Source organism: Bordetella genomosp. 11 (assembly GCF_002261215.1).
Taxonomy (GTDB): domain Bacteria; phylum Pseudomonadota; class Gammaproteobacteria; order Burkholderiales; family Burkholderiaceae_B; genus Bordetella_C.
This window is the reverse complement of record NZ_NEVS01000004.1, coordinates 3897127-3909667: the sequence shown is the minus strand read 5'-3', so window position 1 is coordinate 3909667 and position 12541 is coordinate 3897127. Positions and strand designations below refer to the sequence as shown.

Genomic DNA, 12541 nt, shown 5'->3' with positions numbered 1-12541 from the left:
GGCGGCTGATAACGCTTAGGCAGGACGGGTAACAGGAAAGCCATCCCGGCCGATTCCGGCCGGATGAACATACTCAATTCAGGAACCATCATGAAGACCTTTGTGGCCAAGCCGCATGAAGTCAAGCGTGAGTGGTTTGTGATCGACGCGAAGGGCAAAGTCCTCGGTCGTGTGGCCAGCGAAGTCGCACACCGTCTGCGTGGTAAGCACAAACCCGAATTCACGCCTCACGTCGATACGGGCGATTACATCGTCATCATCAACGCGGCGGACATCGTCGTTACCGGGAACAAGTCGCAGGACAAGAAGTACTTCCGCCACACCACGTACCCGGGCGGCATCCGCGAGACCAACTTCGAGAAAATGCAGCAGCGTTTTCCCGGCCGCGCCATCCAGAAGGCGGTCAAGGGCATGCTGCCGAAGGGTCCCCTCGGCTATGCCATGATCAAGAAACTGAAGGTGTACGCCGGTGCCGAGCATCCGCACACCGCCCAGCAGCCCAAGCCGCTGGAAATCTAAGGAATCGTCATGATCGGTAACTGGAATTACGGAACCGGCCGCCGCAAGACGTCGGTGGCCCGCGTGTTCCTCAAGAAAGGCACGGGCAAGATCGTCGTCAACGGCAAGCCCGTCGACGAGTTCTTCGCGCGCGAAACCGGCCGCATGGTCGTGCGTCAGCCGCTCGAACTGACCGGCCATCTGGAATCGTTCGACGTCAAGGTCAACGTCCATGGCGGCGGCGAATCCGGCCAGGCTGGTGCCGTCCGCCACGGTATCACCCGCGCCCTGATCGACTACGACGCCACGCTCAAGCCCGCCCTCTCGCAGGCAGGCCTGGTGACGCGCGATGCGCGTGAAGTCGAACGTAAGAAAGTCGGCCTCCGCAAGGCACGTCGGCGCAAGCAGTTCAGCAAGCGTTAATGTCCAGCAAAAAGGCCGCGCAAGCGGCCTTTTTGTTTTGGTGGGGTTGGCGCGGGCCCCAGGGGCCGCGCCCATGCGCACGCCGGACATCCCGGCTCATCTGAGTGCCGCGGTTCGGTCCAGGCTCGGGCATGGCGCAGCGATACAATCAAAGCTTCGTTTTTCGGTCCAGCAAGTCATTCGGAACAGCAACCATGGCACAAGCATCCAGCGCACGCGTGAAGGTCGGCATCGTAGGCGGGACGGGGTATACCGGCGTCGAATTGCTGCGTCTGTTGTCCCAGCATCCCAGCGCCGAGCTCACCGCCATCACATCCCGCAAGGAAGACGGCATGCCGGTCGCCGACATGTTTCCGAACCTGCGCGGCCGCGTGAAGCTGGCGTTCTCCACGCCGGAGAAGGCTCCGCTCACGGATTGCGACGTCGTTTTCTTCGCCACGCCGCATGGCGTCGCAATGGCGCAGGCGCAGTCCCTGCTGGACGCCGGCACGCGCATCATCGACCTGGCGGCGGACTTTCGCCTGCAGGACACGGCGGTATTCGAGAAGTGGTACAAGATGCCGCATTCCTGCCCGGCCATCCTAGAAGAAGCCGTCTATGGAATTCCCGAAATCAACCGTCAGCGGGTGGCCAAGGCGCGGGTCGTGGGCAACCCCGGCTGCTATCCCACCACGGTAACGCTGGGCCTGGCGCCCCTGCTGGAAAACGGCGCGCGCCTGATCGATACGCAGACCTTGATCGCCGACTGCAAGTCCGGCGTATCCGGGGCCGGCCGCAAGGCCGAGGTCGGCCTGCTTTTCTCCGAAGCCAGCGACAATTTCAAGGCCTATGGCGTGTCGGGCCATCGTCATCATCCCGAGATCTCGGAGCAGCTGGAACGCCTGGCCGGCGGCAAGGTGGGCCTGACCTTCGTCCCGCACCTCGTGCCCATGATTCGCGGGATGTACTCGACCCTCTACGCCCGCATCCTGCCGGAGGCCCGCGGCACGGATTTCCAGGCCCTGTACGAAAAGCGCTACGCGAACGAAGCGTTCGTGGACGTCATGCCCGCCGGCAGCCTGCCGGAAACGCGTTCCGTACGAGCCTCCAACGATTTGCGCATCGCGCTCCATCGTCCAGAGGGCGGCGATCTGCTCGTCGTTCTGGTTGTGCAGGATAACCTGGTGAAAGGCGCGGCGGGCCAGGCGGTGCAGAACATGAACATCATGTTCGGCCTGTCCGAGGATGCCGGCCTGGGACAGGTGGCCGTGCTGCCTTGACGGTTGCGCCAAGGCTTCGCGGCCTGCCCGGGGAAACGATATGAACCGCCAGCCGCCCGACGCGCCCGTCGTGCCGGCACAGGACAGGCAGTCCTGGAGTTTCCGGGCGGGCGTGGTTGCAGGCGCGCTGGGGCTGGTGGCCCTGGCCGGCATTGTCCTTGGGCTGGCCATGCTCTTCCGGCCGGCCGGCACGGACGGCACCACAACACAGGAACGCCTTGCGGCGCTGCAGGCGCGTGCCGGGCAGGCCGAGGCACAGGTCCAGGGCCTGCGTGGCCAGCTGGCCGCCTCCGATGCCGATCTGGCGGTAGAGCGCGCCGCGCGCCGCACGCTCGAAGACAACGTGGCGGCATTGCAGGCCCAGGCGGGCGAATTGCGCGACCGGGTGGCCTTCTACGATCAGTTGCTTCCGGCCGGACCCGCGGGCACGCTATCCATACGCGCGGTCTCGGTTGCCCGGGTACCGGCCGGCCTGCGCTACCGGGTGCTGCTGATGCGCAGCGCGCGGCCTGGCTTGGCGCCTTTTGTCGGTAGCTTGCGCTTCGTTGCCTCGGGGCTGCGGGACGGTGTCGAAGTCCGGCTGCCCTTGGCACCGCTCCAAACCGCATCGGGGGAACCGGACCGCGCCAGCGGGGCGCCCATGCCGCCATCAGGGTCTTCACCGGATGCCGGCACGGCGATTTCCGATCCGGGAAAAAGCAGCTCGGCGCAGGCCGGTGGGACGACCCTTCCGGGCGGCGGCCAAGCGTTGGCGCCGGACGGCACCAACGCCGTCGCCGCGGCGTCCGCGCTGGTCCCGCTGGAAGTAGACCAGTATCGAAGCAGCGAAGGCATCCTGGCGCTGCCGCCCGATTTCACGCCGACGGAAGTCGCTGTAGAGGTGGTCCAGGACGGCGCCGTGCAGGCGTCTCAACAGGCTGCCGTGGCATTTTGAATCGGCCGGGCGCTGCGCTATAGTAGGTGGTAATCGGGGCGGGATTTTGCGCCCTTCACGAATTTATCGGGCCCGCCTGGGCCCCGCCCATATCGGGCAGGAGTCACCAAATGAACGCAGTAACCGAAACCGTCGATCTGCAGTCGGCCCCGCCGACGCCGCTGATTTTCACCGATGCCGCGGCCGCCAAGGTCAAGGACCTGCTGATTGACGAAGGCAATCCCGAACTCAAACTGCGCGTCTTCGTGCAGGGCGGCGGATGCTCCGGTTTCCAGTACGGCTTCACCTTCGATGAAGTCGTCAACGAAGACGATACCGTGCTGGACAAGGAAGGCGTGCAGCTGCTCGTCGACCCCATGAGCTTCCAGTATCTGGTCGGTGCGGAAATCGACTACAAGGAAGACCTGGAAGGCGCGCAATTCGTCATCCGGAACCCGAACGCCACCACGACCTGTGGCTGCGGCTCCTCGTTCTCGGTCTGACGATCGCGGCGGTGTCCGGCTGCGGCCGGACTCGGGCAAGGCCAGGGTGCGGAAGATGCAACCCGGGCACAAAACAGAAACGGGCGCTCGCGCCCGTTTTGCTTTTCCAGCGATCCGCATGCGATGCGCCTCCTGGCGGGCGTCCACGCCCGCCAGGCCGCGTCGGTACCGCGGTGGAGTCGATCAGGCGGGATAAAGCGCGCCCAGCACCCGGGCGCCACGCGCGCCCGTCACCGTCGGCAGGCCTGCCGCCACGCCGTTCAAATGGGCGCAGGCCAGCCATGCGAACGCCAGCGCTTCCATGGACTGGGCGGGAACGCCGTGGGCATCGGTGCTGGCGACGGGGCGGCCCAGGCACTCCGCAAGGTCACGCATCAATCCGCGGTTGCGGGCGCCGCCACCACAGACCAGGATTTCCCGCGTGTCAGGTGCTTCCCGGTCGATGGCCTGGGCCACCGTGCGCGCCGTGAAGCGCTGCAAGGTGGCCTGGATATCCTGCGGGGTGAGCAGGCGGCAATAGCCATCCCAGGCGTTCAGGCGGCTGTCCAGCCAAGTGGCGTTGAAAAGGTCGCGGCCGGTGGATTTGGGCGGGCGCTTGCTTAGCCACGGTTCGCTGGCCAGCAAATATTCCAGGATGTTGGTGTCCACCTTGCCGGCCGCGGCGAAGGCGCCATCGTCATCGTAGTGTTGCCCGGTATGGCGCCGGCACCATTCGTCCAGCAGCATATTCGCCGGCCCGGTATCGAAGCCGGTCACGGGCCGTCCAGGCGCCAGCAGGGTGACGTTGGCGATGCCGCCCAGGTTCAACACCGCGCGCGGCACGTCGGCCCCGAAGATGGCCGCATGAAAGGCCGGTACCAGGGGGGCGCCTTGGCCCCCGGCCGCGACATCGCGCGCACGGAAATCCGCGACGACCGGGATGCCCGTGCGTTCGGCCAGCAGGGCAGGCGCGTTCAGCTGGAGGGTATAGCCCAGATCGGGCCGATGGCGCACGGTCTGCCCGTGCGCGCCGATGGCCAGGACTTCGGTATTCGTTACGCCGGCCGTTGCCAGCAGCTGCCGGACGGTGTCCGCATAACATTCGGCCAGTGCCAGGGATGCGAGGGCCGCGCGTTCGAGTTCGTCCGGGCCGGGCGCATTCAGGGCCAACAGCGTCTGCCGAAGTTCGTCCGGCATGGGCAGGCTGGCTTCCGCCAGCACCGCCGGACGGCCATCCGGCGCGATGCGCGCCAGCACGCCGTCCACGCCGTCCGTGCTGGTGCCGGACATCAGTCCGATGAACAAACCGGCGGCTGTGGTCATGGCGCTGTCCGGGTGGCGCCCTGGATCAGTTGCTGGCGGCGCTGGCCAGCGTTGTTCCGGGCATGGATTGCTGGAACTGCGCCAGCATATTCAACTGCTGCTTGTAGACCGCGGTTTCCTTCGCGAAGGCGGCCGCTTCCTTGCCTTCGAGTTTCTGCGCCACCGGCAGGTCGACCGAGAGCGGATCGACGGGCTGGCCGTTGATGCGGAATTCATAGTGCAGATGCGGACCGGTGGCCCAGCCGGTCTGGCCGACGTAGCCGATGACTTCGCCCTGCGTGACGCGCACGCCCTTGCGGATGCCGGGCGCAATGCGGCTTTGGTGGGCGTAGAGCGTGGAGAACTTGTTGTCGTGCTTGACGATCACGACGTTGCCGTAGCCGTTCTGCGTGCCGGCGAATTCGACTTCGCCGTCCGACGTGCTGTGGATCGGCGTGCCGGTGGGCGCGGCGTAGTCCACGCCTTTATGTCCCGTCCACGTCTTGTGGATAGGGTGCATGCGCATGCCGAAGGTGGAACTGATGCGGCTGAATTTCAGCGCGGTGCGCAGGAAGGCGCCGCGCAGGCTGGTGCCGTCGAAACCGTAATAGGAGCCTGCCGTGCTCCCGGGCGGCTGGAACCACACCGCGGTGTACAGCTTGCCCTGGTTTTCGAATTCCAGGGCCAGTACGCGGCCCGCGCCAGCGTAGCGCCCGTCGTGCGAGCGCGTTTCGTAGACCACGCGGAACTGGTCGCCCTGCCGCAGGCTGCGCAGGAAGTCGATCTTGGCGCTCAGGATGTCGGCCATCTGCAGCGTGACCGAATCCGGGATTCCCGCCGCATCGGTCGCGGCGAAGAGCGACGATTCGATGGTGCCCATCGCCACGCGGACCTGGCGATCGGTATCTTCCGTCATTTCCCGGGCGGTATAGTTATCGCCGTCGGGTTTGACTTCCAGGAAGCGCGTAACCACCTGGCCATCCGAATCGTTGCCCGGTGTATGGACATAGCGCAGCCAGACCAGGTTGCCGTCACCGTCCGTGGCGGCCTGCACCGTGCGGCCCGGGTACAGCTTATAGATGCTGCGCGCGCTCGGATCGTGGGTCAGGAACGCCTGCAGGCGATCGCCGTCCACATGCAGGCGCTGCAGGATCGCTGCCAGCGTGTCCCCGCGGCGGATGCGGGTCTCGTTGACATAGGGGGAGGTGGACCCGTCGCTGACTTCGTAGTCGGCCGGCGACAGGGCCATGACTTTCTCGATCGTACGGGTCGGCGGCAGGTCGGCGTCGGGATGCTGAACCATGCCGACCGCGGCGGCGGCGGCGAACAAACCCAACGCGGTGGCAACGGCGGCCGCGCGGAAAATTCGGGAACGGCGGGAGGGGAATGCGGAATTCGGCAGGGTGGGGAGCGTGGAGGCGGGCGGGCCGCCGGCCCCGGGTTCGTTGGACCCTGTAGTCATCTTAAGAAAAACCCTGGGGCGGCAGTGCCCCCATGACAGTTGCGTATGATTAGGGCGGTATCCTAGCCGATTCGGCTAGAATTTTCGACAACTTTTGTGAGTTTTACCTCCCCTTTGCCCGTCCGGAAGGGTTAGATCGTTCCCCAATATGTCCCAATCCGAAGCTCCCATTACCGCGGAAGTCGAAGCCGACCTCCGCGTCGCCAAGCGCGGCTGCGACGAACTGCTCGTCGAGTCGGAATTCGTGCGCAAACTGGCCCGCAGCCGCGCCACCGGCGTCCCCCTTCGCATCAAGCTGGGGCTCGATCCCACGGCACCGGATATCCACCTGGGCCACACGGTCGTCCTGAACAAGATGCGGCAGCTCCAGGACCTGGGCCATACCGTGATCTTCCTGATCGGCGATTTCACGTCCATGATCGGCGATCCCAGCGGCCGCAATAACACCCGTCCCCCTTTAACGCGGGAACAGATCGAGTCGAACGCGAAAACGTACTACGCACAGGCCAGCCTGGTGCTGGATCCCGCGCGCACGGAAATCCGCTACAACTCCGAGTGGTCCGACCCGCTCGGCGCCCGCGGCATGATCCAGCTGGCATCCCGGTATACGGTGGCCCGCATGATGGAGCGCGAGGACTTCACCAAGCGCTTCAAGGGCGGCATCCCGATTTCGGTGCACGAGTTCCTGTACCCCCTGATGCAGGGGTATGACTCGGTGGCGCTGAAATCCGACCTGGAGCTGGGCGGCACGGACCAGAAATTCAATCTGCTCGTCGGCCGTGAACTGCAAAAGGAATATGGGCAGGAGCCGCAGTGCATCCTGACCATGCCGCTGCTGGAAGGTACTGACGGCGTCGACAAAATGTCGAAGTCCAAGGGCAACTATATTGGTATCTCGGAGGCTCCGGGATCGATGTTCGGCAAGCTGATGTCGATCTCCGATACGCTGATGTGGCGCTACTACGAGCTGCTGTCTTTCCGTTCGCTGGACGACATCGCCGCCTTGAAAGCCGCCACCGAAGCGGGCCGCAATCCGCGCGATGCCAAGGTCGAACTGGCTCAGGAAATCGTCGCGCGCTTCCATGGCGCCCAGGCCGGCCGCGATGCCCTGGCCGAATTCGAAGCGCGCTTCCGCGATGGCGCCCTGCCGGAGGATATGCCGGAAGTCACGGTGGCCGGCGCGCCGCTCGGCATTCTGAAGGTGCTGCGCGAAGCCGGCCTGGCCGCATCAGGCGCCGAAGCCCAGCGCAACGTCGAGCAGGGGGGCGTGCGCGTGAACGGCGAGAAGGTGGAAGACAAATCGTTGCAATTGTCCGGGGGTGTCTACGTGATCCAAGTAGGAAAACGGAAGTTCGCGCGTGTTACCTTGGCGTCGTAGGGAATCATCCGGCGACGCATACGACCTATCCTTTTGGTTTCTTTAAAGGAGGCATGCCATGAAGCTAGCGAGCTTGTCTTTTTCCGATAATGAGTCGATCCCCGAACGCTATGCCTTCGCGCGGATCGACCCGCAGTCGCATGTCGCGTTGGCGGATAACTTCAACCCCCAGTTTTCCTGGGACGATGTGCCGGACGGCACCCAGTCCTTCGTCATGGTCTGCCACGATCCGGACGTGCCCAGCAAGCCGGACGACGTCAACCAGGAAGGGCGCGTGGTGCCCGCCGATCTGCCGCGCGTGGAGTTTTTCCATTGGGTGCTGGTAGACCTGCCGGCGGACATGCGGGAAATCGAGGAAGGCGCTTTTTCCAACGGCATCACGCCGCGTGGCAAGGGCGGTCCGCTCGCGCCGCACGAGGCACGCCAGGGGATCAACGACTACACCAGCTGGTTTGCCGCCGATCGCGACATGAGCGGCGACTATTTCGGTTATGACGGTCCGTGCCCGCCCTGGAATGACAGCCTGGTACACCACTATATCTTCACGCTGTACGCGCTGAGCGTCCCACGGCTGGACGTGGAAGGCACGTTCAATGGGAAACAGGTCCTCAGCGCCATCCAGGGCAAGATCCTGGCGCAGGCGTCCCTTACCGGTGTGTACACCCTGAATCCCTCGCTGGCACCCAAGCAGATCGGCACCACATCGGCATGATCGCGGGCCGGGCGCGGCCGGGGGGAACCCCGCTCGTCGCCGGTGCCTGCTTCGACACATGACAGGCGCCGCGTCAGCGGCGCTTTTCCTGGCACCATGTCGGTGCCGCCGCCCGCGAGGCCTGCCGGGCTCCGCGCTACCGGGGTATCGGGGCTACCGCGCCCCCACTACGCCCCTACTACGTCCCTCAGCCGCCTTTCCTTGCCGCGGGGCGCCGGAATACCGGGTCGTCGCTGCGCCCCAGCCGCCACGGCTGCGGCAGCATGAGGCGCCTTCACGCTGGCATGAGCGGCTTTTCCGATGGCGCGCCCCGTGGCGAAAAAATCCGCGGACAGGACATTTCCAACGCGTAAATGGGGAAAAAGCACCGTAACTGCACGGTAAACTATCCCGAATACGCCTTTTCCGCTTTTTGACTCCGTTCAGGAACTTCCATGTTTGACCGTACCCGCACCATTTCCCAGGTGGACGAAGCCGTCTGGGCCGCCATCCAGAAGGAAAACCACCGCCAGGAACAGCACATAGAGCTGATCGCATCGGAAAACTATGCCAGTCCGGCGGTCATGCAGGCGCAGGGCACGCAACTGACGAACAAGTACGCGGAAGGTTATCCGGGCAAGCGCTATTACGGCGGCTGCGAGTTCGTCGACATCGTGGAACAGCTGGCCATCGATCGCCTCAAGGAGCTGTTTGGCGCCGAAGCCGCCAACGTGCAGCCGAACTCCGGGTCCCAGGCCAACCAGGGCGTGTACATGGCGGTGCTCAAGCCGGGTGATACGGTCCTGGGCATGAGCCTCGCCGAAGGCGGCCACCTGACTCACGGGGCCTCCGTCAACGCGTCCGGCAAGCTTTACAACTTCCTGCCTTACGGGCTGGACGCCGACGAAGTGCTCGATTACGGCAAGGTCGAATCCCTGGCGCAGGAGCACAAGCCCAAGCTCATCGTCGCCGGCGCGTCCGCCTATGCCCTGCATATCGATTTCGAGCGCATGGCGCGCATCGCCCGCGACAATGGCGCGCTCTTCATGGTGGACATCGCCCACTACGCCGGCCTGGTGGCGGGCGGCGTGTATCCCAACCCGGTGCCGCACGCCGATTTCGTCACCTCGACCACGCACAAATCGCTGCGCGGCCCCCGCGGTGGCGTGATCATGATGAAATCCGAATACGAAAAGGCCATCAATTCGGCAATTTTCCCGGGTATCCAGGGTGGCCCTCTGATGCATGTCATCGCCGCCAAGGCCATCGCCTTCAAGGAAGCCTTGCAGCCGGAATTCCGCGATTACGCCCACCAGGTGGCCAAGAACGCCAAGGTGCTGGCCGAAACGCTGGTCAAGCGCGGCCTGCGCATCGTCTCCGGACGCACCGAAAGCCACGTCATGCTGGTCGACCTGCGCGCCAAGGGCATTACCGGCAAGGAAGCCGAAGCGGTGCTGGGCCAGGCCCACATCACGGTCAACAAGAACGCGATTCCCAACGATCCGGAAAAGCCCTTCGTGACCAGCGGCATCCGCCTGGGTACGCCGGCCATCACCACCCGGGGTTTCAAGGAAGCGGAAACCGAGCTCACCGCCAACCTGATCGCCGACGTGCTGGACGATCCGCGCAACGAGGCCAATATTGCCTCGGTACGCGAGCGCGTCGACGCGTTGACCACCCGTCTGCCGGTCTACGGCTGACCGCGGGGATAACGTGCGCTGTCCGTTCTGCGGCCATGCCGACACCCAGGTCATCGACAGCCGGGTGTTGGAAGAGGGCGAAACCATCCGCCGGCGCCGCCGCTGCCAGCAGTGCGACAAGCGCTTCACCACTTACGAGCGGGTGGAGCTCGTCATGCCGTCCATCGTCAAGCGTAACGGCAGCCGCAGCGAGTACGACCAGGGCAAGCTGCGCGCCAGCCTGTCCCTGGCGCTGCGCAAGCGGCCGGTCAGCACCGAGGACGTCGACGCGGCGGTCGCCCGCATCGAGGAAGCCCTGCTGACCAGCGGCAAGCGGGAAGTCCCTTCCGCCTACGTGGGCGAATTGGTGATGACCGAACTGCGCAAGCTGGACAAGGTCGCCTACGTCCGTTTCGCCTCGGTCTACCGCAGCTTCGAGGACATCGGCGAATTCATCGAAGCCATCCGCGAAATGCAGGGTCCGCTGCTCTCCGGCAAGCTTCGCAAAGAGCCCTGACGTGCCCATAAGCGAAGACCAGGATCTTCACTGGATGCGGCGCGCCCTGGATCTGGCGCGCGGGGTGCTTCATACCACCGCGCCCAATCCCCGCGTGGGCTGTGTGATCGTCCGCGACGGCCAGGTCCTGGGCGAAGGCGCCACCCAACCTCCGGGCGGGCCCCATGCCGAGATCTGCGCCTTGCGCGATGCCGCGGCGCGCGGTGTCTCGGTCGCCGGCGCCACGTTCTACGTCACCCTGGAGCCATGCAGCCATTTCGGCCGGACGCCGCCCTGCGTGGATGCCGTCGTCGCCGCCGCGCCCGGCCGGGTCGTGGTGGCCATGGGGGATCCCAATCCGCAGGTCAACGGCGCGGGCCTGGCCCGCCTGCGGGCCCAGGGCATCCCCATCGCGACGGGCGTCTGCATGCAGGAGGCCCTGGCCTTGAACGCCGGATTCGCGGCGAGGATGAGCAGGGGCACCCCGTGGACATGGGTGAAGATGGCAGCCTCGCTGGATGGGCGCAGCGCCCTGCATAACGGAATGTCGCAATGGATTACGGGCGGCGAGGCCCGCGCCGATGGCCATGCCTGGCGTGCTCGTGCCGACGTGGTTCTTACCGGCATGGGGACCGTGCAGAAGGACGATCCCCGCCTTACCGTGCGGGATGTGGAGGTTCCGCGCCAGCCGCGCAAGGCGGTGGTCGACGGCCGGTTGCAGATATCCGAGGGCGCGCGCCTGTTCGACGGGGAAGAAGTCTGGGTCTTCACCGCCCATGACGATCCGGTCAAGGCGGAACGGCTGGCGCGCCGCAATGCGCGCGTGATCGTGCTGCCCAGCGCCGAGCCGGGGCGGGTCGATTTGCCCGCCATGATGCGCTGGATGGCGCGCCAGCACGTCAACGAAGTCCACGTCGAAGCCGGCGCCGGCCTGACCGGCGCTCTGCTATCGTCAGATTGCGTGGATGAGATCCTGGCGTACATCGCGCCGGTCTTGCTGGGCGATGCCGCCGGCATGGTCAAGCTTCCGATGCTTTCGCATCTGGACAACGCCCGGCGCTTCGATTTCATCGACGTGCGGCCGGTGGGCGGCGATGTCCGGCTGCGTGGGCGTTTCGCGGATCGTTGGCAAGCGCTGCAGAGTGCTGCCACTCCGCGCTAAACGCATATTTCTTCCGGTAGTTCCCACGGCATTCCTGCTCTTCCCAGTGCGCGTATCCTATGGATATCGGGGCCGGCCGGCTCAGGCGCGCCGCATGCGCATATGTTGTCGGGAGGCCGATATTCATGTGGTCAGACCTCTCCAGGAGTTTTTTTATGTTTACCGGCATCGTCACGGCAGTGGGCCGTATCGAGCAAACCCAGCCTTACGAATCCCAGGACGGCAGCGGCGGTATCCGCGTCCGTATCGATGCGGGAAATCTCGGCCTATCCGACGTCCAGCTCGGCGATTCGATTGCAGTACAGGGTGCCTGCATGACCGTCGTGGCACTGGGAGAAAACAGCTTCGATGTCGATATCTCGCGCGAGAGCCTGCGGCTTACCGTCGGGCTGGATCGCGAAGGCGCGGAAGTGAATCTCGAAAAATCGCTGCGAGTCGGCGATGCGCTGGGCGGCCACCTGGTATCCGGACACGTCGATGGTTTGGGTGTCGTGGTGGGCTATGCGCCGGTCGGGGAATCGCGGGAGCTTATCATCCGCGCGCCAAAGGAAATCGCCAAATACCTGGCCTACAAAGGGTCTGTTACGGTTAATGGCATAAGCCTTACAGTGAACCGCGTAAAAGACGGAGGGGAGGGTAGTGACATCACCATTAACGTAATTCCTCATACCCAAAACATGACCACGTTGCGTAACGTAAACGTAGGCGACAAAGTTAATTTGGAGATCGACACCATCGCGCGCTACGTCGAACGCATGATGCAGGTATCCGAGGGCGCTTCCGCCGGTGCCTGAAC

13 protein-coding genes are annotated in these 12541 nt (G+C 64.8%); 11 read left to right on the top strand and 2 right to left on the bottom strand.

Annotated elements, in window-relative coordinates:
• Positions 1-90: 90 nt before the first annotated feature.
• The 5 genes from rplM to erpA all read left to right on the top strand — a co-directional run bounded on the left by rplM (position 91) and on the right by erpA (position 3596).
• Entirely contained in the window at positions 91-519 is a 429-nt protein-coding gene (gene rplM, locus CAL28_RS25185) for a 50S ribosomal protein L13 (protein WP_094844847.1), read from the top strand.
• A gap of 9 nt (positions 520-528) precedes the next feature.
• Entirely contained in the window at positions 529-921 is a 393-nt protein-coding gene (gene rpsI, locus CAL28_RS25180) for a 30S ribosomal protein S9 (RefSeq protein ID WP_066355857.1), read from the top strand.
• A gap of 194 nt (positions 922-1115) precedes the next feature.
• Positions 1116-2180: an N-acetyl-gamma-glutamyl-phosphate reductase gene (argC, locus tag CAL28_RS25175; protein WP_094843860.1), complete on the top strand. Its 1065-nt coding sequence runs from the start codon at positions 1116-1118 to the stop codon at positions 2178-2180.
• A 40-nt stretch (positions 2181-2220) separates the two neighbouring features.
• The gene (locus tag CAL28_RS25170) at positions 2221-3114 is read left to right on the top strand and encodes a DUF6776 family protein (protein WP_094843859.1); all 894 of its coding nucleotides are present in this window, start codon (positions 2221-2223) and stop codon (positions 3112-3114) included.
• Between the two features lie 110 nt (positions 3115-3224).
• Positions 3225-3596, top strand: coding sequence for an iron-sulfur cluster insertion protein ErpA (gene erpA, locus CAL28_RS25165; protein ID WP_094843858.1), 372 nt, complete (start codon positions 3225-3227; stop codon positions 3594-3596).
• Positions 3597-3779: 183 nt separating this feature from the next.
• On the opposite strand, the gene CAL28_RS25160 is transcribed toward erpA, so the two are convergent.
• Together CAL28_RS25160 and CAL28_RS25155 are read right to left on the bottom strand one after the other, a co-directional pair.
• Positions 3780-4898 carry an anhydro-N-acetylmuramic acid kinase gene (locus tag CAL28_RS25160; protein WP_094843857.1) on the bottom strand — a complete coding sequence of 373 codons (1119 nt, stop codon included), beginning with the start codon at positions 4896-4898 and terminating at the stop codon, positions 3780-3782.
• Positions 4899-4923: 25 nt separating this feature from the next.
• Entirely contained in the window at positions 4924-6339 is a 1416-nt protein-coding gene (locus CAL28_RS25155; protein ID WP_254926226.1) for a M23 family metallopeptidase, read from the bottom strand.
• 148 nt (positions 6340-6487) lie between these two features.
• Here CAL28_RS25155 and tyrS point away from each other — a divergent pair, with 148 nt between their 5' ends.
• The 6 genes from tyrS to CAL28_RS25125 all read left to right on the top strand — a co-directional run bounded on the left by tyrS (position 6488) and on the right by CAL28_RS25125 (position 12539).
• Positions 6488-7717 (top strand): tyrosine--tRNA ligase, encoded by a 1230-nt coding sequence (tyrS, locus tag CAL28_RS25150; protein ID WP_094843856.1) that lies wholly within the window; start codon positions 6488-6490, stop codon positions 7715-7717.
• Between the two features lie 58 nt (positions 7718-7775).
• Complete coding sequence (locus CAL28_RS25145) at positions 7776-8429, top strand: YbhB/YbcL family Raf kinase inhibitor-like protein (protein WP_094843855.1); 654 nt, start codon at positions 7776-7778, stop codon at positions 8427-8429.
• Positions 8430-8863: 434 nt separating this feature from the next.
• Positions 8864-10108, top strand: coding sequence for a serine hydroxymethyltransferase (glyA, locus tag CAL28_RS25140; protein ID WP_094843854.1), 1245 nt, complete (start codon positions 8864-8866; stop codon positions 10106-10108).
• 13 nt (positions 10109-10121) lie between these two features.
• Positions 10122-10604, top strand: a complete 483-nt coding sequence (gene nrdR, locus CAL28_RS25135) for a transcriptional regulator NrdR (RefSeq protein WP_094843853.1) — start codon at positions 10122-10124, stop codon at positions 10602-10604.
• Between the two features lies 1 nt (position 10605).
• Positions 10606-11745 (top strand): bifunctional diaminohydroxyphosphoribosylaminopyrimidine deaminase/5-amino-6-(5-phosphoribosylamino)uracil reductase RibD, encoded by a 1140-nt coding sequence (ribD, locus tag CAL28_RS25130; RefSeq protein WP_369597689.1) that lies wholly within the window; start codon positions 10606-10608, stop codon positions 11743-11745.
• 155 nt (positions 11746-11900) lie between these two features.
• A complete protein-coding gene (locus tag CAL28_RS25125; RefSeq protein WP_094843851.1) occupies positions 11901-12539 on the top strand; it encodes a riboflavin synthase in 639 nt (212 codons plus the stop codon).
• Positions 12540-12541: the final 2 nt, after the last annotated feature.